The organism is Streptomyces hebeiensis (assembly GCF_052983195.1).
On record NZ_CM129812.1, the window covers coordinates 3,559,774 to 3,579,780 of the forward strand.

At 71.6% G+C, this 20,007-nt stretch carries 17 protein-coding genes; 4 read left to right on the top strand and 13 right to left on the bottom strand.

Features of this window, described 5'->3' with window-relative positions; all coding sequences use genetic code 11:
• Window positions 1–102: 102 nt before the first annotated feature.
• Together ACU6P3_RS15515 and ACU6P3_RS15520 are read right to left on the bottom strand one after the other, a co-directional pair.
• Window positions 103–363: a twin-arginine translocase TatA/TatE family subunit gene (locus ACU6P3_RS15515; RefSeq protein ID WP_447197623.1), complete on the bottom strand. Its 261-nt coding sequence runs from the start codon at window positions 361–363 to the stop codon at window positions 103–105.
• Window positions 364–611: 248 nt separating this feature from the next.
• Window positions 612–1,313, bottom strand: a complete 702-nt coding sequence (locus tag ACU6P3_RS15520) for a hemerythrin domain-containing protein (RefSeq protein ID WP_447197624.1) — start codon at window positions 1,311–1,313, stop codon at window positions 612–614.
• Window positions 1,314–1,545: 232 nt separating this feature from the next.
• Here ACU6P3_RS15520 and ACU6P3_RS15525 point away from each other — a divergent pair, with 232 nt between their 5' ends.
• Both ACU6P3_RS15525 and ACU6P3_RS15530 read left to right on the top strand, forming a co-directional pair.
• Window positions 1,546–3,450, top strand: coding sequence for a prolyl oligopeptidase family serine peptidase (locus ACU6P3_RS15525; protein WP_447197625.1), 1,905 nt, complete (start codon window positions 1,546–1,548; stop codon window positions 3,448–3,450).
• A 120-nt stretch (window positions 3,451–3,570) separates the two neighbouring features.
• The gene (locus ACU6P3_RS15530; protein ID WP_447197626.1) at window positions 3,571–4,323 is read left to right on the top strand and encodes an SURF1 family protein; all 753 of its coding nucleotides are present in this window, start codon (window positions 3,571–3,573) and stop codon (window positions 4,321–4,323) included.
• Window positions 4,324–4,561: 238 nt separating this feature from the next.
• Here ACU6P3_RS15530 and ACU6P3_RS15535 read toward each other — a convergent pair whose 3' ends face one another.
• The 4 genes from ACU6P3_RS15535 to ACU6P3_RS15550 all read right to left on the bottom strand — a co-directional run bounded on the left by ACU6P3_RS15535 (window position 4,562) and on the right by ACU6P3_RS15550 (window position 9,709).
• Window positions 4,562–5,635: a hypothetical protein gene (locus tag ACU6P3_RS15535; RefSeq protein ID WP_447197627.1), complete on the bottom strand. Its 1,074-nt coding sequence runs from the start codon at window positions 5,633–5,635 to the stop codon at window positions 4,562–4,564.
• Between the two features lie 419 nt (window positions 5,636–6,054).
• Window positions 6,055–6,873: a SigE family RNA polymerase sigma factor gene (locus ACU6P3_RS15540; protein ID WP_447197628.1), complete on the bottom strand. Its 819-nt coding sequence runs from the start codon at window positions 6,871–6,873 to the stop codon at window positions 6,055–6,057.
• 357 nt (window positions 6,874–7,230) lie between these two features.
• Window positions 7,231–8,412, bottom strand: coding sequence for an aspartate-semialdehyde dehydrogenase (locus ACU6P3_RS15545; RefSeq protein WP_447197629.1), 1,182 nt, complete (start codon window positions 8,410–8,412; stop codon window positions 7,231–7,233).
• Window positions 8,413–8,440: 28 nt separating this feature from the next.
• Window positions 8,441–9,709, bottom strand: coding sequence for an aspartate kinase (locus tag ACU6P3_RS15550; protein ID WP_030751265.1), 1,269 nt, complete (start codon window positions 9,707–9,709; stop codon window positions 8,441–8,443).
• Between the two features lie 371 nt (window positions 9,710–10,080).
• Here ACU6P3_RS15550 and ACU6P3_RS15555 point away from each other — a divergent pair, with 371 nt between their 5' ends.
• On the top strand, window positions 10,081–10,491 hold the full coding sequence (locus ACU6P3_RS15555) for a VOC family protein (RefSeq protein WP_447197630.1): 411 nt from the start codon (window positions 10,081–10,083) through the stop codon (window positions 10,489–10,491).
• Window positions 10,492–10,733: 242 nt separating this feature from the next.
• Here the strand turns inward: ACU6P3_RS15555 and ACU6P3_RS15560 are convergent, their stop codons facing one another.
• The 3 genes from ACU6P3_RS15560 to ACU6P3_RS15570 form a co-directional block, all read right to left on the bottom strand.
• Window positions 10,734–11,402 carry a DUF5063 domain-containing protein gene (locus tag ACU6P3_RS15560; protein WP_447197631.1) on the bottom strand — a complete coding sequence of 223 codons (669 nt, stop codon included), beginning with the start codon at window positions 11,400–11,402 and terminating at the stop codon, window positions 10,734–10,736.
• A complete protein-coding gene (recR, locus tag ACU6P3_RS15565; RefSeq protein WP_030751288.1) occupies window positions 11,395–11,994 on the bottom strand; it encodes a recombination mediator RecR in 600 nt (199 codons plus the stop codon). Before recR ends, ACU6P3_RS15560 begins: the two co-directional genes overlap by 8 nt.
• A gap of 80 nt (window positions 11,995–12,074) precedes the next feature.
• A complete protein-coding gene (locus tag ACU6P3_RS15570) occupies window positions 12,075–12,410 on the bottom strand; it encodes a YbaB/EbfC family nucleoid-associated protein (protein ID WP_030751292.1) in 336 nt (111 codons plus the stop codon).
• A 410-nt stretch (window positions 12,411–12,820) separates the two neighbouring features.
• On the opposite strand from ACU6P3_RS15570, the gene ACU6P3_RS15575 reads away from it, so the two are divergent.
• A complete protein-coding gene (locus tag ACU6P3_RS15575) occupies window positions 12,821–13,708 on the top strand; it encodes an SLATT domain-containing protein (protein ID WP_447197632.1) in 888 nt (295 codons plus the stop codon).
• A 47-nt stretch (window positions 13,709–13,755) separates the two neighbouring features.
• Here the strand turns inward: ACU6P3_RS15575 and ACU6P3_RS15580 are convergent, their stop codons facing one another.
• The 4 genes from ACU6P3_RS15580 to ACU6P3_RS15595 form a co-directional block, all read right to left on the bottom strand.
• Window positions 13,756–14,406, bottom strand: a complete 651-nt coding sequence (locus ACU6P3_RS15580) for a putative DNA-mimic protein (protein WP_030751296.1) — start codon at window positions 14,404–14,406, stop codon at window positions 13,756–13,758.
• Window positions 14,407–14,695: 289 nt separating this feature from the next.
• Complete coding sequence (locus tag ACU6P3_RS15585) at window positions 14,696–17,506, bottom strand: glycosyltransferase (protein ID WP_447197633.1); 2,811 nt, start codon at window positions 17,504–17,506, stop codon at window positions 14,696–14,698.
• Between the two features lie 77 nt (window positions 17,507–17,583).
• A complete protein-coding gene (locus tag ACU6P3_RS15590) occupies window positions 17,584–18,276 on the bottom strand; it encodes a GntR family transcriptional regulator (RefSeq protein ID WP_447197634.1) in 693 nt (230 codons plus the stop codon).
• 249 nt (window positions 18,277–18,525) lie between these two features.
• Window positions 18,526–19,923, bottom strand: a complete 1,398-nt coding sequence (locus tag ACU6P3_RS15595) for an aspartate aminotransferase family protein (protein WP_447197635.1) — start codon at window positions 19,921–19,923, stop codon at window positions 18,526–18,528.
• Window positions 19,924–20,007: the final 84 nt, after the last annotated feature.

Consider the following 20,007-nt stretch of genomic DNA (forward strand, 5'->3'; position numbering starts at 1 on the left):
CGCGACGCGGTGCCGCGCCGGTACGGGAGCGCCGGGGCGCCGGGGCCGGGCGCCGGGGGCAACGGCGGAGCCGGGCGCCGAAACAGCACGCGGCCGGCCGGTTCAGGAGCGCGCGGGCGGGTCCTCACGCTCGACGACACGGCCGGTGATGACGTGCGATTCGCCCTGCGTACCACCGACGGCCCGGCCGGCGCCGGGGTCGTGCGCGGAGTCCTTCTTCCCCTCCTCCTTCATGGCCTTCGCCTCGCTCTTGAGGATGCGCGCCGACTTGCCCGCCGCCCGGGCCAGTTCGGGCAGCTTCTTCGCCCCGAGAACCAGTACGAGAACGATGAGGATCAGGGCCAGTTCGCCAATGCCGAACATGAGGTGTGCTCTCTCCCGGAAGAGGCGGGCCCCGACGAGGGGCGGGATCCGTAATGGGGCGGGGGCCGATGCGTCCCGCTCGCGGCACATCGGCATCTACAGGTCTGTAGAAGTATCGCGCACCCGGACGCGGCCGGACAAGCCCGCATCCGGCCGCATCCGGGTCCACATCCGGTCCGCCGCCGGCCCGCGTCCCGGCCTTCACGTCCCGGCGGCCTCCCGTTCAAGAGCGCGCCGCTGTTCAACGGCTATTCAGCGGCGCACAGCGCCTTCTTGACCGCCTTGTAGCGCGCCCGCAGCGCCGGGCGCAGCCAACGCACCGTGACGGGAAAGCCATTGATGATCCGCTCGTACCCCGCGACCGGCTCCGGATCCCCCATCAGACCGAAGACCAGAGAGGGCCCGGCGTGCGGGGCTCCGTCGAAAACGGCGCTGCGCAACTGCGCGACGTCGTCGTCCGGCACCTTCGGGAACAGATCGAGCAGCACGGGTTCCTCCGCGTCGGCGTGCCGTTCCATCGAGGTCCGAACGGTCTCCACGGCGGGCAGTCCCGTGAGCGCCGCCGCGCCGACGATCCCCAGCACGGCCTCACGCTCCCCGGGGACCTGGGGGATGTCGATCGCGTCCACCGCCCTGGCGAGCGCGTGCAGTTCGACTTCGAGCGTCTGGTGCTTGGCGGTCAGGAGGTCGATGTCGACCGCCCGCTCGGGGAAGCGGTCGCGCAGCACGGGCCACAGCGTCTGCTCGGCGCTTTCGTGGTGGCCGTGGATGAACGCGATCAGCCACCGGGTCGCGTTGATCAGAACCCTGACGTCGACCGAATAGCCGTCGGCGAGACGCGCGAACGCCTCGGACACGAGGGCGGTACCCCGGCGCATGATCGTATGCACGGCGAGCAACTCGTCACCGAGACGCGATCGCTCGGCCTCGAGCGCGGGTGAAACAGCCATCACTCGTCCCTCAAACACACTCAAATGAATTAAGCAGAAATATCGCTGTCAATTTCATTTTCATGCCCATATCCCCGAATACCCATAGGATGATCACATTACGCACCTCATGCGCCTTCCAGGCGAGTCGATACGGATTCCTAACGGCCGGGCCGGTCACCCGGCGGCCGAGTTGTCCACAGGCTGGGGCCGGCCCCGGCGGAATGTCGGAGGGCGGGCGCAGAATGGGGGCATGACTGAGATCACCGGTTCGATGCCGGAGTGGGAGAAGCGCTTCCGGGCGCCGCGGGTTTCGCTGCCCGACTGGGCGGAGGACGCGCCTGAGCGGGCGCTGTTCGTCTCCAACGCGACGGGGACGTACGAGCTGTACGCGTGGGACCGCGCGACGGGCCGGCAGCGCCAGGTGACGGACCGGCCGAACGGGACCACGGACGGGGTGCTCTCGCTCGACGGCGAGTGGATCTGGTGGTTCTCGGACACGGACGGGGACGAATTCGGGGTCTGGATGCGCCAGCCGTTCACCGGGCGGCCGGCCTCGTCCGGGGCCGTCACACCCGAGGCGGCCGACGCGCGCGAAGACGCCGTCACGCGCGAGGACGCCGATGGTTCGGACGCCGTCGGGGCGGGGGCGCAGGGGCCGGACGAGCCGGCGGCTCCGGGCCTGGCTCCCTCCTATCCGGCCGGGCTGGCGCTCGGCCGGGACGGCACGGCGGTGATCGGGCGCTCGACCGACGAGGACGGCTCGACGATCCATGTCGTGCGGCCCGGACAGCGGCCCGTGGAGATCTACCGGCACCGCGAGTCGGCGGGCGTCGGGGATCTGTCGCACGACGGGACGCTGCTCGCGATCGAGCACACCGAGCACGGGGACGCGATGCACTCGGCGGTGCGGGTGCTGCGGCTGGACGGCTCCGTGGTGAACGAGCTGGACGACACGGCGGGCGGCACGCGCGAGCTGGGCCTCGAAGTGCTGGGCTTCGCGCCGGTGCCCGGCGACAACCGCCTGCTCGTCGGCCACCAGCGACGGGGCCGCTGGGAGCCGGTCATCTGGGACCCGCTGACCGGAGTGGAGACGGAGCCGGCGATCGAGCTTCCCGGCGATGTCAACGCCGAGTGGTATCCGGACGGCTCGGGGCTGCTGATCTCCCACAGCTTCGAGGCCCGGGGCGAGCTGTGGCGCTACGACTTCGCCAAGAGCGCGCTCGTCCAGGTGGAGACCCCGGCCGGGACGGTGTCGGGGGCGACGGCCCGGCCGGACGGGAGCGTGGAGTACCTGTGGTCGTCGGCGGCCCGCCCGCCGGAGGTCCGGTCCACGGCGGGCGGCGTGGTCCTGGATCCGCCGGGGCCGAAGGCGCCCGCGTCCGTGCCGGTGGAGGACGCCTGGGTCGAGGGGCCCGGGGGCCGGGTGCACGCGCTGGTGCAGCGGCCGGCCGGCGAGGGGCCGTTCCCGACGGTCTTCGACATCCACGGAGGCCCGACGTGGCACGACAGCGACGCCTTCGCCGCGGGCCCGGCCGCCTGGGTGGACCAGGGGTACGCGGTCGTGCGGGTCAACTACCGGGGCTCGACCGGATACGGACGGGAGTGGACGGACGCGCTCAAGCACCGGGTCGGGCTGATCGAGCTGGAGGACATCGCGGCGGTCCGGGAGTGGGCGGTGGCCTCCGGCCTGGCCGATCCGGCGAAGCTGGTCCTCTCCGGCGGCTCGTGGGGCGGCTATCTGACGCTCCTCGGCCTCGGCACCCAGCCCGACGCCTGGGCCGTGGGGCTGGCGGCCGTGCCCGTCGCGGACTACGTGACGGCGTACCACGACGAGATGGAGGCCCTCAAGGCGATGGACCGCACGCTGCTGGGCGGCACGCCGGAGGAGGTGCCGAAGCGGTTCGAGGCGTCGTCTCCCCTGACGTACGTCGACGCCGTGAAGGCGCCGGTCTACATCTCGGCGGGGGTGAACGATCCGCGCTGCCCGATCCGCCAGGTGGAGAACTACGTGGACCGGCTGGCGGCCCGCGGAGCGGTCCACGAGGTGTACCGGTACGACGCGGGTCATGGCTCGCTGGTGGTGGAGGAACGGATCAAGCAGGTGCGGCTGGAGCTGGACTTCGTGGCACGGCACCTGGGGAAGGGGACGGCCTGACGGCGCGGACACACAGGGAGGAGCGGACGGTGAGCACAGGGGAGGTGAGCACACGCGTTCGGGCTCGTGGGCCCGGGCCCCGCCGCCCGGGCGCGGGGCGGCGTTCCGTACCTTAGAGGGGTGTACCGGTTCTTGGTGACTCCGCGCTGGTGGGGAATCAACGTCTTCGTCGTGCTGGCCATCCCCGTGTGCATCTTCATGGGGACCTGGCAGCTCGGCCGCTTCGAGGCCCGGGTGGACACCCACCGGACGGCCGAGCGGCAGCCGGATCCGGGAAAGCGCGCGGCGGTCCCGGTGGAGACGCTGCTGCCGGTCGACCAGGAGACCTCGGGACGGCACGCCACCGCGAGCGGCCGGTACGAGGACCAGTTCCTGGTGCCCGACCGGAGGCTGGACGACGCGACGGGTTCGTACGTGCTGACCATGCTGCGCACCGACAGCGGCAAGGCGCTGCCGGTCGTACGGGGCTGGCTGGCCGACGGCACGAAGGCACCGGCGCCGCCACGGGGCGAGGTCACGGTCACCGGGGCGCTCCAGGCGTCGGAGTCCACCGGGTCGGACGGGGTGCACACGGGCGGCGGGCTGCCGGAGGGACAGCTCGGCATGATCAGCGCGGCATCGCTGGTCAATGTCGTGCCGTACGACGTCTACAACGCCTGGATCACCGTGGACCGGGCGGCGGACGGGCTGCGGGCCGTCCCGGCGTCCGCCCCGCAGAACAGCGGACTGGACCTGAAGGCGTTCCAGAACCTCGGCTACACCGGCGAGTGGTTCGTGTTCGCCGGATTCGTGGTCTTCATGTGGTTCCGGCTGTTCCGCCGCGAGGTCGAGACCGCGAAGGACCGGGCGCTGGGCCTGGAAACGGCGGCCTGAGCCGACGCCGCGCGCGTGTGGCCGGGCCCTGCCGGAAGGGCTCGGGTCCGGGGGCCCACGGGGCGCCCCTTCCGAGCGGGTCCTCGGAGCGGGCCTTCGGAGAGCGCCGGCCCGTGCGCCCATCAGGCCGGGGTACGTGCGCCAGGCCGGGACGGAGCGTCCGCGCCGACCGGGGCGGGGCAGCGGCGTCTCCTCCGGCCTCGACCGCGCCACCGGGCGGGTGCGGCGCGGCGCCGCGTCATGACGCGGCGATGGCTCCGGTCCGGTAGACCGTGCCGACGCAGGCATTGGGGATCGTCGTCTGCGCGAAGGGCGCGCCCGCCTGCGGAACGTGCGACACCGACACGCTGCCGTCCGCCGTCCCGCCCGTGTCGTAGCCGAGCTGCGGCTCCACGTTCGAGCCGTCCGAACCCGATCCGGGGTTCGCCCCCGGGTCCGTACCTCCGCCGCCCGCACCCGAGGAGCTCCCCTCGGTGGGCGTCGGACCGGGCGAGGGCCCGACGGGCTGACAGCTCTCCGAGGGCACCCAGGCGAACCGCACCTCGTACGCCCCGCTCGGCGCCAGCGTCAGCGTCGACGCCTCCTGGGACGGATCGGGCAGGCCGGGTGCCGCGTCTCCCGCCGCGTGCCGCACGACGGTGATCCTGCTTCCGTCGGCCGCGCCGCTCGCCTGGGTGCCGACCGTCCCGGGGTCGGTGACGGTACAGGTGGTGCCCGAGACATTGGCGATACGGAAGGTGCCGTACACCGTGCCGGAGGCGTCCGGTGCGCCCGCTTCCGCGGCGGCGACCTGGAGCTGGCCCGCGACGCAGAGGGACGAGGACGCGACGGAACCCCCGCCGGGCTTGTCCGCGCCGCCCTTGGTGCCCTCCGACGTGCTGGACGCACGCTCCTCCGGCTTCGCCTTCTTCCCCGGCTCGTCCTCGTCGACGGTGGACACCTTGTCGGACGGACGGTCCGGGTCGTCATGCGGGCTGTCGGGCCGCCGGTCGGGGTCCGTGTCGTCGTGCGACTCCTCGCCATGGCCCGCGTTCACGGACTGCTTGTCCGCCGCGGTGCCGGAGTTCGCGACGTGGACGAACGCCGGTACCGCCGTGCTCAGCAGCAGGGCCGCGGCCGCCATGCCGACGACGGCCTGGCGCTTCCTGGCCCGCCGGGCCGGTACCGCCTTGCGCAGATGGTCGAGGGCGTCATCGGCGGGACGGAGGTCCGCGACGGCACTGTGCATCAGGCGTCGAAGCGCCAGTTCGTCGTCGTCGAAGCCGTCCGAACCGTCGGGACCGTCCGAACCGTCGAGGCTGACGCTGTGCAACTGGGCGCCCGGAAAAGCGCCCGTGCCGCGATCACGGTCAGGACCAGGGGCAGGGCCAGGGCCAGGGCCAGGGCCACGATCAGGGTCAGGGGCACCGGCGTCGTTGTTGCCGTCGGCCGTGGCTTCCGCCGGGCCTTCCGCCGTACCCCGCGCCGAGCTCTGTGCCGCGTCCTCTGTTGTGTCGTCGGTCGCGCTCAGAGGCTCGTCCGGTGACACGGCCGACGCCGCGTCCGCCGCTGGGGACGCGGCGGGACCTTCGAGGCCGCTCTGTTCGTTTTCCGGCCTGTTGTTCACAATGTCGTTTCCAGTCAGGTCGTTCAACCGCGTATCCCGGTCCGCCGGCTCGCTTCCCCGGCTCTCGTCACGGCTCCCCCCACGGCCGTCGCCGCCGCGGAAACCGCGCCGGTCCCTGCAGGCACTCATGTCGTGGCCTCCATGGCGACGCGCAGCGCCGCGATACCGCGGGAGCCGTACGCCTTCACCGAGCCGAGGGATATCCCCAGCGTCTCGGCGACCTGCGCCTCGGTCATGTCCGCGAAGTACCGCAGGGAGAGCACCTCGCGCTGGCGCCGCTGGAGCCCGCGCATCGCCTTGATCAGCGCGTCCCGCTCCAGCAGGTCGTACGCGCCCTCCTCCGCGCTCGCCATGTCGGGCATGGGCTTCGAGAGGAGCTTGAGCCCGAGAATACGGCGGCGCAGCGCGGACCGGGACAGGTTCACCACGGTCTGCCGCAGGTACGCGAGCGTCTTCTCCGGCTCCCGTACACGGTTGCGTGCCGAGTGGACCCGGATGAACGCCTCTTGGACGACGTCCTCACAGGAGGCGGTGTCGTCCAGCAGAAGGGCCGCGAGACCGAGCAGCGAACGGTAGTGCGCACGGTAGGTCTCGGTGAGATGGTCGACAGTGGTGCCCGCAGCCATCGCTTCGTCAGGATTCCCGCGCCGGGAGGACGGCGACAGGGGCGACTTCGCGGCCTTCGGACTCCTCGACGCCCCGGACGGATCGACCGGAACGCCCGGCGCCCCCGGCACACCCGACGGATCCGGCGCGTCCGCCGGCGCCACGGGTGACGCCGGCGAAGGTACGCGAGCCGGCCGCGCGGCCGGCATGGGCGCGATCACCGGCATGCCACCGGACGCACGGGGACGCCGAAGCGGGCGCACGGTCGCGTCGCGCACCGGGACGACCGTCGCGTCGCGTGCCGGAACAGCTTCCGCGATATCGAGAACCTCTGCCACTGCCACGTCTGTTGGACACGCTTCCCCCCGTCAGGGTTGTACGTGCACGCGATCTCGTCCAACGCTGCACCAATTAGCTTCATACGCCCCGCTCTCCCCCTATGCCCCATATCTGCGGCACCCCTGAAGGGTGACCGCAGAGACGCGTCCCGGCCGCCGGCGGTTGCGGTGTTTTCGAGGTGCTCTCGCGGGAGGACGGGACGCGCGTTGCCGCATACAAGAACGTCCCAGCTCAAGCGGTTCGGATCACAAGCTTGCGCACGGGACGTTCAGGACGTTCACGAATCCTACAAAGTTTAAGGACACCCTGGCGCCCGGGTTATGTCCAGGGCCGGTACGCACCGGCCGTCGGAACGCCTACCGCCGCGCCGACAGCTCCGCCGCGACGGCCTCGGCGATCTGCGCGCTGTTCAGCGCCGCGCCCTTGCGGAGGTTGTCGCCGCAGACGAACAGCTCCAGCGCCCGCGGGTCGTCCAGCGAGCGCCGTACGCGCCCGACCCAGACCGGGTCCGTCCCCACCACGTCCGCCGGCGTGGGGAAGTCGCCCGACTCCGGGTCGTCGAACAGCACCACTCCCGGCGCGGTCGCCAGGATCTCGTGTGCGCGCTCCACGCTGATCTCCTGCTCGAAACGCGCGTGCACCGTCTGGGAATGTCCGGTGATCACCGGTACGCGGACGCAGGTGGCCGTGACCCTCAGCTCCGGCAGGCCCAGGACCTTCCGGGTCTCCTCCCGGATCGCCAGTTCCTCCGACGACCAGCCGCCCTCCCCGGCCCAACCGGCCCAGGGCACGACATTGAGCGCCAGCGGGGCGGGGAAGGGGCCGGTGGCGTCCCCCACCGCGCGGCGCACATCGCCGGGGTGCGTGCCCAGCTTCGTACCGGCGACGAGGGAGAGCTGATCGCGCAGCGCGGTGACACCGTCAGGACCCGCCGCGCTGACCGCCTGGTACGAGGAGACCACCAGTTCGCGCACGCCGAACTCGGCGTGCAGCGCGCCCACCGCGACGATCATCGACAGGGTGCCGCAGCCCGGCCCGGCGACGATGCCGCGCGGCCGGGACCGTACGGCATGGGGGTTCAGCTCCGGTACGACCAGCGGTACGTCGGGGTCCATCCGGAACGCGGACGAGTTGTCCACGACGACCGCGCCCTTCGCGGCCGCGACCGGTGCCCAACGGGCGGACACGGTGTCCGGTACGAGGAACAGCGCGACGTCCACGCCGTCGAGCGCTTCCTCGGAGAGTTCGACGACCTCGATCTCCTCGCCGCGCACGGAGAGCTTGCGCGTGTCCGGGAGGCCGCGGCCGTCCGGGTGCGCGGGACCGCGACCGTCGGAGCGCGCGGGGGCCCGGCCGCCGGAGCGCGCGTGACCGCCGCGGCCGACGGCCGTACGGGGATCGGCGCGTACGCCCGTACGCGGCGAGGCGATCAGCCGGATGTCGCCCCAGACGTCGGCGTGCTGCGACAGGATCTGGAGCATGACGGCGCCGACGGCCCCGGTCGCTCCCACGACCGCGAGCGTCGGCCCGCCGTTCATCGCACGGGACCTCCGGCCGGGCGGCGGTTCATCGTCCGGTGCCTCCGTAGACCACGGCCTCGTCGGAGTCGCTGTCGAGCCCGAAGGCGCTGTGCACGGCGCGCACCGCTTCCTTGACCTCGTCCGCACGCGTGACGACCGAGATGCGGATCTCGGACGTCGAGATGAGCTCGATGTTCACCCCCGCGTCCGACAGCGCCTCGAAGAAGCCGGCCGTGACGCCCGGATTGGTCTTCATGCCGGCGCCGACGAGCGAGATCTTGGCGATCTGGTCGTCGTAGCGGAGCGACTCGAAGCCGATCGTCGACTTGGTCTTCTCCAGCGCGTCGATGGCCTTGCGGCCCTCGGCCTTCGGCAGCGTGAACGAGATGTCGGTCAGGCCCGTCGACGCGGCGGAGACGTTCTGCACCACCATGTCGATGTTGATTTCGTTGTTCGCGATGGCGCGGAAGATCGTCGCCGCCTCGCCGGGCTTGTCGGGGACGCCGACGACCGTGATCTTCGCCTCGGAGGTGTCATGGGCGACACCGGAGATGATGGCCTGCTCCACCTTGCGGTCCCCTTGCTCGTTGCTGACCCATGTGCCCTGAAGGCCCGAGAAGGAGGAGCGTACATGGATCGGGATGTTGTAACGGCGTGCGTACTCCACGCACCGGTGCAGCAGCACCTTGGAGCCGGAGCTGGCGAGCTCCAGCATGTCCTCGAAGGAGATCCGGTCGATCTTCCGGGCCTTCGGCACGACCCGCGGGTCGGCGGTGAAGACACCGTCCACATCGGTGTAGATCTCACAGACCTCGGCGTCCAGCGCGGCCGCGAGCGCGACGGCGGTGGTGTCCGAGCCGCCACGCCCCAGGGTGGTGATGTCCTTCTTGTCCTGGGACACCCCCTGGAAGCCCGCGACGATGGCGATGTTGCCCTCGTCCAGCGCCGTACGGATCCGGCCCGGCGTGACATCGATGATGCGCGCCTTGTTGTGGACCGAGTCGGTGATGACGCCCGCCTGGCTACCGGTGAACGACTGGGCCTCGTGACCCAGGTTTTTGATCGCCATCGCCAGCAGAGCCATGGAGATCCGCTCTCCGGCGGTCAGCAGCATGTCGAACTCACGCCCGGCAGGGATCGGCGATACCTGCCCGGCGAGATCGATCAACTCGTCCGTCGTGTCACCCATCGCCGACACCACGACGACCACTTGGTGGCCGTTCTTCTTGGCATCGACGATCCGCTTGGCGACCCGCTTGATGCCCTCGGCATCGGCGACGGAGGAGCCTCCGTACTTCTGCACGACAAGGCCCACGTGCGCTCCTCGCTCAGTCCATTGCTGTCGGCTCAGTTTAACGAGCAACCGCGGAACGACCCGGACATATCGCATCGTGAGATGACCCGCTCACGTGCCGAACGCCGGCGTCGGCTCACAGCCGCTCGCTGACCATGCATGCCCCGGATGCGGTAGGGCACGCGGGAACGTGTGACGGGTCACACGCGACGGGGGGGCGGCCGCGGCGACGCCGGCCCCGCCTCCGCCCCGACGTGGATCCCATGGGGATCCCCACGGTTCGACGCGATTCGAAAATTTTTCCGCGCCGCCGATGAGTTCCGTCGCGGCCCCTGGTCTACCCCTCCGAACAGCGCGGACCGATCGCGCCCCGGACAAAGGCGGAACCTCTCATGTCGACCAAGATCTTCGTGAACCTCCCGGTGAAGGACCTGGAGGTCTCCAAGAACTTCTTCACCAAGATCGGCTACTCGATCAACCCGCAGTTCAGCGACGAGCACGCCGCGTCTGTCGTCATCAGCGACACCATCTACGTGATGCTCCTGACCGAGCCGCGCTTCAAGGACTTCACGAAGAAGGACATCGCCGACGCCTCGCTCACGACCGAGGCGATCCTCTGCCTCAGCGCGGAGAGCAGGGAGAAGGTCGACGAGCTGGCCGACGCCGCCCTGGCCTCCGGCGGCTCCGCGGCGGGCGACCCGCAGGACCACGGCTTCATGTACGGCCGCTCCTTCCAGGACCCGGACCACCACCTCTGGGAGGTCGTGTGGATGGACCCGGCCGCGGTCGAGGGCCAGGGCTGAGCGGGCCCCAGAGCCGGCTCGGGGGGCCGGACGGCGCCGGCGCGGGCGTCCTGTCGTGCCGTACGGGTCCGTGCCGTACGGGCCCGTGCCGTACGGGCCCGTGCCGTACGGGTCCGTGCCGTACGAGCCCGTGCGGCACTGGCCCCAGGTGGCGCGCTCAACGCAACCACCGACGCAAAAGCCCGCACCCGCACCCCGAGCACCGGCGGTCGACCATCCCGCGGACCCCGGGCCGGACAGCGTCAGCGGCGCCCGCGCAGCCCTAGCGGCGCCGCGATCTCCGCCACCATCACCTGGCCCGCCTCCTCCGCCAGGAGGTCTTCCGGGTCCTCCTGCAGCGCCTGGTCCGTGTCCAGGCCGTCCAGCGCCGGCAGCGGCTGGTCGAGGCGGACATGGGCCACCAGCGACTGGAGCGCGCGCAGGGCCGCCGAGGCGGTGGAACCCCAGTTGGAGAAGTACGAGAACTGCCACCACCACAGCGCCTCGGTCGTCCGGCCCGCCCGGTAGTGCGCCAGGCCGTGCCGCAGGTCCGTGACCACGTCGGCGATGTCGTCGGAGATACGGGAGGCCACCGGCGCCTTGCGCGGCTCGTACGGGTCGAAGACCTCGGAGTAGACGTCGATCGGCTCCAGTATCACGGCGAAGCGCTCGCGCAGGTCGTCCACGTCCGGCTCCGGTCCGAGATCGGGCTCGTACCGTTCCTCCGGGAGGATGTCCTCATGCGCGCCGAGCCGGCCGCCCGCCAGCATGAGCTGGGAGAACTCCAGCAGCAGGAACGGCACCGTGCTGTCCGGCTCGTCGCCCTTGGCCACCTCGGTCACGGCGACGATGAAGCTCTCGATCTGGTCGGCGATCTGGACCGCGAAGTCGTCCGGGTCCTGGTTCACGGCGTGCAGCGTTGCGTCAGACATCGAGAAGTCGTCTCCCCTCGAAGGCACGCCCGAGCGTGACCTCGTCGGCGTATTCCAGGTCGCCCCCGACGGGCAGACCACTGGCCAGGCGTGTGACTTTCAGTCCCATCGGCTTGATCATGCGCGCGAGGTACGTGGCCGTGGCCTCGCCCTCCAGATTGGGGTCGGTCGCCAGGATCAGCTCCGTGACGGTGCCGTCGGCGAGCCGGGCCAGCAGTTCACGGATCCGCAGGTCGTCCGGGCCCACGCCCTCGATGGGGCTGATCGCGCCGCCGAGCACGTGGTACGTGCCGCGGAACTCGCGCGTGCGCTCGATGGCCACGACGTCCTTCGGCTCCTCCACGACGCAGATCACCGCCTGGTCGCGGCGCACGTCACGGCAGATGCCGCACCGCTCCTCCTGAGCCACGTTGCCGCACACGGCACAGAACCGGACCTTCTCCTTCACCTCCAGCAGCGCGTGCGCGAGGCGGCGGACATCGGTCGGCTCGGACTGGAGGACATGGAAGGCGATCCGCTGCGCGCTCTTGGGGCCGACGCCGGGCAGCCTGCCCAGTTCGTCGATGAGCTCCTGAACCACGCCTTCGTACAAGGGATCGCCTCTCGAATACGGCTCGTACGCGTAGGCCCGAACATGCGGCCCGTACGTACGGTAGTTGGTGTCGGGGGGACTTAGAAGGGCAGGCCAGGCATGCCACCGAGGCCCTGCGCCAGCGGACCCAGCTTCTCCTGCTGGAGCGCCTGCGCGTTCGCGTTCGCCGCGTGGACGGCGGCCACGACGAGATCCGCGAGCGTCTCCGTGTCGTCCGGGTCCACGGCCTTGGGGTCGATGACGAGGCCGCGCAGCTCTCCCGAGCCGTTGACGGTCGCCTTGACGAGACCGCCGCCCGCCTGGCCGTCGACCTCGGTGGCCGCCAGCTCCTCCTGCGCCCGGGCGAGGTCCTGCTGCATCTTCTGGGCCTGCTGGAGCAGGTCTTGCATGTTGGGCTGGCCACCACCGGGGATCACGGTCACTCCTGGTCTTCTCGTCGTCTTCTCGTCCTGGCACGTTTCACGTGCCGTCTCGAACCTTCTCGCGCCTTCTCGTACCTCTAAAGCGAGCCTACGTGTTCCCCGCGCACCCCGCCGCACCCCTCGGTGCCCAACTCTTTCGGGTGAATGTGAGTGGACTTTTCCCGGGCCCATTACCTGATCACGGCCCACGGAAGGGGGAAATCAACAGGATTTCAGACACAGCGCCCACCATTCGGCGGTAGGAAGTGTTCACGCAGCCGCCTGGGCCGCTGGGCCAGGGGACTGCGTGCGCGGCAGCGCGTCAACCGACCGTCGCCGTACGTCAACGACGCGTCGCCGTACGTCACGTCCCGCGTGCGTCACGAGCGGCGGCGCGGTCGCCGTACCCGTAGAGGAGTGCCCCGGTGAGCCAGCCGGAGATGCAGCCCGGAGGCCCCGCCAACGAGGAGGGCACCGCGCCAGGTGCGCAGAGCGCACAGGGCTCGCAGAGTGCGCAAGGTACGCACAGTGCGCACGGTGCCTGGTACGGCGGTGGCGGCGAGGAGAACGGTACGGGGGGCACGGGAGCCACGGGAAGTACGAGCGGCCCCGGCGGTGGTCCGGGCCGTCCCGGACACGCCGGCGATCTGACGGGGGGCCCGTTCCCGCAAGGCGACTGGGGCGAGCCCGCCGAACGGCTCGACGAGCTGTACCGCTGGGTGGAGGCGGGCGCGCTCCACACGGTCGGCTGGTACCTGGCGGACCGGGTGCGCAAGCGGCGCTTCGCCCGCGTCCTGCGCGGCGCGACCGCCCTCACCGGCACGGCGGGCGCCATGCTGCCGCTGCTGGACCTGACCGGCGCGCTGCCGGGCGCGGCGGGCTGGGGATACGTCGCGCTGCTGCTGGGCGCCGCGTCGCTCGCGTGCGACCGCTACCTGGGACTGACCTCGGGGTGGATGCGCGCGCTGGCGACGGCGCAGGCGGTGCAGCGGCGGTTGCAGACGCTCCAGTTCGACTGGGCGTCGGAGTGCGTACGGGAGGTCCTGGGCCCGACGGAGGGCACGGCGAGCGAGGCGGCCGAGCGGTGCCTGACCGTGTTGCGCCGGTTCACGGAGGACATGACGGAGCTGGTACGGGCCGAGACGGCGGACTGGCTGATCGAGTTCCGGTCGGGACCGGCGCCGCTGGTGATGCAGTCGATGCCGATGGGCGGCGGCCGGGGCGAGGGCGCCGTACCGCCGGCGGGGCGTTTCCCGCTGCCGCCGGGGGCACGGCCGAACATGCCCCGGCAGCGGCCCCCGGAGGCACGGTGACCCCGCGCGGCGCGCGGGGGCGGTGACGCCACACGCCCGTTCCACCGTCAGCTGAAGATGATCATCGAGCCTTGGCCCAGGCTCCGGGTGGCCGCCGCGTGCAGCCCCAGCCACACGTGCCGTTCCCGGGCGAACGGGCTGTCGTCGTACGGGACCGAGGTCGCCGGCTCCTCCAGGGACGTGGGCCGTTCCGGCGGGGTCGGGGCGGACGGGGGGTTGGCCGGGTCGATGCCGATCGACGGCGCGACGAATTCCAGCTCCCGCAGCAACCCCTGGGTGGAGCCCAACGGGCCTCCCCCCGCGAGGAGTTCCTCGTTGGAGAGCGGCGCGGAGAAGTCGACGGGGACATAGGCGCCGGCGTGGTCGTAGTGCCAGACGAGGTGGGACTGCTGGGCCGTCGACTCGAACATCTCCAGCAACTGCTCGTAGTCACCGCCCAGTTCGCCGACGGGCGTCACGGCGAGGCCGCAGAGCTGGAGCAGGTACGCGCGGCGCAGGAAGTGCAGGGCGTCGTAGTCGAAGCCGGCGACCGGGGCGACGTCGCCCGAGAGGCCCGGCATGTAGGCGAAGACGGGGACGGGCGGCAGCCCGGCGTCGCCGAGTGCCTTGTCGTAGGTTGCGATCTCTTCGGCGAAGGGGTTGTCGGGGCTGTGGCACAGCACATCGACGAGGGGGACCAACCACAGGTCACAGGCCAAGGGAGGCTCGCTCTCCAACGGGTGCGTACGCGTGTGCTCGATCGAGTGGCGATCGTCGGGACAGCGTAATGCGGCGGGCAGCTTCCGCGTAGGGGCCGGGCAGGCACCGTCCGCCGATCGGCCCGTTCGGGAGGCCGGTCGTCCGGCCCGGTCGTCCGGCCCGGTCGTCCCGCCGTCGTCATCTCGCCGTCGCCGTCCCGTCGCCGTCCCGTCGCCGTCCCGCCGTCTCGTCGTCAGGCCGTCCCGTCGTCCCGTCGTCGCGCCGTCTCGTCGTCCCGTCGTCGCGCCGTCAGGCCGTTCCCGTCGCTCCCGTGTTCGTCGTCCATCTCGGCGGGAGGTCCCAGACCCACACCCCGCCGATCCGCTTCCCGGGACGCTCGAAGAGCTTCTCCAGCACGTCGTACAGCACGGCGTCGTTGGGCTGCGGCGCCAGGACCACCGCGCCCGCCTTCCAGTAGGCCAGGTCGAAGCGTGCCTGCGCGCGCCAGCGGGCCTCGATCTCCGGGACCTCGCCGCCGAAGCGGATGTCCCGCCAGAGGTTGGAGGTGTAGCGGGCCGGGGCGCCGTAGATGCCCGTACGGTCCTCGCCCGCGGGGCCGTTGAAGTAGCCGCGCGGCAGCGAGAACCCCATGCCGGTCGCGGACTGCCAGTGCAGCGCGCCCGCGCTGCCCGGTTCCGGGAGCGGCACGGGGACGAGGGTCTCGCCCTCCGACACGTACGACCGGTACATGCCCTCCGCGATGAACGGCGGGATCTCCTCCCGCTCCCGTACCGGCATGGCCGTCGGCACGATCGGGATCAGCGCCGCCGCCACCGCCAGCAGCCCCACCAGCCGGTTCCGCGCCCGGCCCGCCGCGAGACCTGTCCCGAGGCCCGTTACGAGGCCCGTCCCGAGGCCCCCCGTGGCACCCGCGCCCGCGGATCCCGTGGCCGCGGACCCCGTGGGCGCGGACCCCGCGTCGGACGCCTTCTCAGGACCGGACTCCTCCGCCCCCGCCCGCAGCCGCTCCACCGCCAGCGCCAGCAGCGCCCCCAGCACAGGAGCGCAGATCATCGCCACCCGCGACTCGATCACCGACTCGAAGAGCGGCTGATGGACGAGGAGGCGCCACGGGCCCGGCAGTACGACATCGGTGAACGGCACGGGGATCCGGGGCCCCAGCGACAGCAGCGCCGCCACGGCCGCCGTCCAGGCCAGTGCCCGCACCACCGCCAGCCGCCACAGCCAGACCACGATCCCGCCGGCGAGGGCGATCAGCGGCCAGCCGTAGAAGGCGTTCTGCTCGGTGCGGTTCATCGCCAGCGCGTCGGCCGTCTCCTCGTTCCCGAACAGCGCGCGCCCCGAATACTCCAGGAACGCCAGCGGACTGTTGCCGGCGTTGTCCCCGTGCAGCACGCTGTGGTAGCTCTGCGGCCCGAAGAACTGCCAGTACAGCGGAAACGCCAGCAACGGCAGACAGACCAGCAGCGCGATCCCCGTCCCGCGCAGCAGGGGGCGCACGGCCACCCTCGCGACGTCGGGCCGTGCCACCGCGTAGGCCGGCGCGAACAGCACCATCCCCATCGCGGCGATCAGCAGCGGCTCCTCGCCCAGGAAGATCTGGTACGTCGCGAAGAGGCCGAGCAGGACCCCGTCCCGTACGACCCGGGCGTCCCTCTCGCAGAGCCGCAGCGCCCTGTCGATGATCACCGGGATCATGAACAGGACGCAGAAGTTCGGGTGCGCGGTGGCGTGCGAGATCATCGGCGGCGCGAACGCCGCGAGCCCCGCGCCGAGCGCCGCCGGCCACCGCCCCGCCGAGGGGCGGTCCGGGAAGAGCCTGCGCGCGAAGAGCCAGTACCAGGACACCGCCGTCGCCGCGAGCCCCAGGGTGAGGACCAGCGCCCACGTGACGTGCGGCCCGAACGCCAGCGTGACGGGTGTGAGCGGAACGGAGAGCCCGAACATGGCGGTGTTCGCCATCAGGTTCACGCCGTCGGGATAGTTCTGGAACGTGGTGAAGAGCGGATTCCGCAGGTGGGAGACATTGTCGGCGGTGACGCGGAAGAACCACTCCCACTGGTCCTGGTCCGCCCCCGCGTCGCGCAGATAGGCGTGGTCGAGGTCCGTCCACAGCCCCTTGTAGAGGTAGAGGGAGAAGAGGAGGAAGAGTCCGGCGACGGCCAGGTCGGTACGCGGGTGAGGGCGGTTCCGGCGGAGGTCTCCGCTCCCCCGCCCGGCCCCGGTGCCTTCCCCGGCGCCTGTTACGGGGGTACCGCCCACGGGGGTACGGCCCACGGGGGTACGGCCCGCCCGCAGCCGTACCAGTTCCACCAGCACCCGTACGTAGTCCAGCGGCCGTACCTTCGATCCCGGCTGGTGCGACCAGCGCACCGGAACCTCGGTCACCGGCCAGCCGGACCTCCGGAAGTACCGGAGTATCTCGACGTCGATGCCCCAGCCGTCCAGCCGCGACTCCGCGAACGCGGCCCGCGCCTGCGCGCCGTCGAACAGTTTGAAGCCGCACTGGGTGTCGCTCACCCCGGCGACCGCGACGCGCTGTATGAGCCGGTTGCCCAGTCGGCCGAGCCATTCGCGCAGGGCCAGCTGCCGTACCTCGATCCGGGCGTCGGGGTGGGCCCGGGAGCCGATCACCGCGCCGTCCCCGTCGGCGGTGAGCCGCTTGTCGAGCGGGTCCAGCTCGTCGATCGGCGTCGCGAGGTCCGCGTCCGTGACGAGCACGCGCCGGCCGCGCGAGGCCAGTACACCCTGGCGCAGGGCGTGCCCCTTGCCGTGGTTGGCGTCGCTCGCGACCACGCGGATGCGGGGCTCCTCGGCGGCGGCCTCGGCGGCGACCCCCGCCGTACCGTCCGTCGAGCCGTCGTCCACGACGATCAGTTCCCAGTCGCCCCAGCGGGCGGGGTCCGCGCGCAGATAGGCACGGACGGCCTCGAGGGTGGGGCGGAGGCGGTGCTCCTCGTTGTACGCGGGGACCACGACGGTGAGGTCGAGCGGTACGAGCGGCACACCCTCCGGCGCGTCATCGGACGGCGCGTCACCGGCCTCCGCCCTTCCGGCCGGTACGGCGGCCCCGATGGATTCCTCCGCGTCCGGGCTCATACGTTCCACACTCCCGCCGTCCACACTCCCGCCGTCCTCGCTCACCCCGCTCGATTCTCTCGATCCGTCCGGCCCGCTCACCGCCGTGAACTCCCCGGCGTCTCCAGCCTCTCCGCCCACGCGCGCGCGTGGTCGTCGTACTCCCGGATCACCGTCCGCACCAGCGACACGTCCCCCAGCGTGAACGCGTCGACCAGCCGCTCATGGCCGTGCCACAGCCACTTCCGGTCCGCCGTCTCCTCACGCAGGTACGGCACGGAGAACACCCACGCCTGGACGCGCAGCCGGTGCAGGAACTCCGCGACGTAGCGGTTGGCCACCAAGGCGCCCAACTCGCGCCAGAATCGCAGGTCGTAGCCGATGAGGACGTTCAGGTCACCGCCCCTGGCCGCGCGCGTCGCCTCCTCGGCCCGGCGCCGTACGGACACCAGCGCGGTGCTCTGCGCCCTGGCGGCGAGGTGTTCGCCCTCCAGTTCGCGGAAGACCGCGTCCACGACCAGGGCACGCGCCTCGACCATGCCCCGGAAGTCCGCCAGCGAGAACTGGTGGACGCGGAAGCCGCGGTGCTGGTCGGAGTCGAGCAGGTCCTGCGCGGAGAGGTCGACCAGGGCTTCCCTGACAGGCGTCGCGGAAACCCCGTACTGCTCGGCGATCTGTTTGACGGTGAACTCCTGCCCCGGAAGTAAACGCCCCGCGAGCACTTCGTCACGCAGCGCGTCCGCGATCTGCTGCCGCAAGGTACTGCGGGTCACAGCTCCGCTGGCGGGCATGGTTTTCCGTCCCCTCGTCCGGCTTGGGACACCTTAAGCCAGGGGGGTGCCGGGGGCGCGGAAAGTTGATGGTGAGGCGGCTGAGACTGATGGGATCACGCCAGATCGTGTCGGCATCAGCCGCCCCACAGCCGGGCGCCGGCCGGACGGCAGCCGGGCCACGCCACGGGATCGTCCCGCGCCACGGGCTCGTCCCGCGCCACGGACTCGGCCTACGCTGCCTACTCGCCCCGCGCCACGTGCTCCGCCCTACGCCACGTACTCGTCCGCGACCGACAGCCCGGCGTCGAGCGCCGCCAGCCCCTCCTTCGCCTCCGCCTCGGAGATGTTGCACGGCGGGACCACATGCGTGCGGTTCATGTTCACGAAGGGCCACAGGCCGTTCTTCTTGCAGGCCGCGGCGAAGGCGGCCATGGGACCGTTCGCCTCGCCCGTCGCGTTGTACGGCACGAGAGGTTCGCGCGTCGCCGGATCCCGTACGAGTTCGAGCGCCCAGAAGGCCCCCGTACCGCGCACCTCGCCCACCGACGCGTGCCGCGCGGCCAGTTCGCGCAGGCCGGGGCCGAGAACCGTCTCGCCGAGGCGCGCCGCGTGTTCGACGATCCCCTCCCGCTCCATCACCTCGATCGTCGCGACGGCGGCGGCGCAGGCCAGCGGATGGCCGGAGTAGGTGAGTCCACCGGGGTACGGGCGGGTCGCGAAGGTGTCGGCGACGGCGGCGGAGATCGCGACACCGCCGAGCGGGACGTACCCCGAGTTCACGCCCTTGGCGAAGGTCAGCAGGTCGGGAACGACACCGAAGTGCTCGGCCGCGAACCACTTCCCCGTCCGCCCGAAGCCCGCCATGACCTCGTCCAGCACGAAGACGATCCCGTACCGGTCGCAGATCTCCCGTACGCCCGCGAGGTAGCCGGGCGGCGGCATCATGATCCCGGCCGTGCCCGGGATCGTCTCCAGGACGATCGCGGCGATGGTCGCGGGCCCCTCCAGGGTGATCGTCGATTCCAGGTGTTCCAGGGCGCGGGCGCACTCCTCGGCCTCGGTCGTGGCGTAGAAGGCGGACCGGTAGAGGAACGGCGCGTGGAAGTGGACGACACCCGCGGCGCCCGAGTCGGAGGCCCAGCGGCGCGGGTCGCCGGTCAGGTTGATCGCGGTGGAGGTGGCCCCGTGGTACGAGCGGTACGCGGAGAGCACTTTGGGGCGGCCGGTGTGCAGGCGGGCCATGCGGACCGCGTGCTCGATGGCCTCGGTACCGCCGTTGGTGAAGAAGATCTTGTCCAGGTCGCCCGGGGTGCGCTCGGCGATCAGCCGTGCCGCCTCGGAACGCGCCTCGACGGCGAAGGCGGGCGCGAAGGTGGTGAGCCGGCCGGCCTGCTCCTGGACGGCGGCCACGACGGCGGGGTGCTGGTAGCCGACGTTGGTGAAGACGAGGCCGCTGGTGAAGTCGAGGTAGCGGTTGCCGTCGTAGTCCCAGAAGTACGAACCCTCGGCGCCGGCGACGGCGAGGGGGTCGATCAGCTCCTGCGCGGACCAGGAGTGGAACACGTGGGCCCGGTCGGCGGCCTTCACGGCGGCGCCGGCCTCCGGGTCGGGGGCCGGGCCGGGGGCCGGCTCGGGGGCCGGGGCGGAGGTCTCGGTGGTGGTCATGCCGACAGCGTAGGAAGCGAAGGGGGCGGGCGGTACGGGAGTGTCGCGTGGATCGGGCCACTCCCGCCGCGCGGCATATAGGAG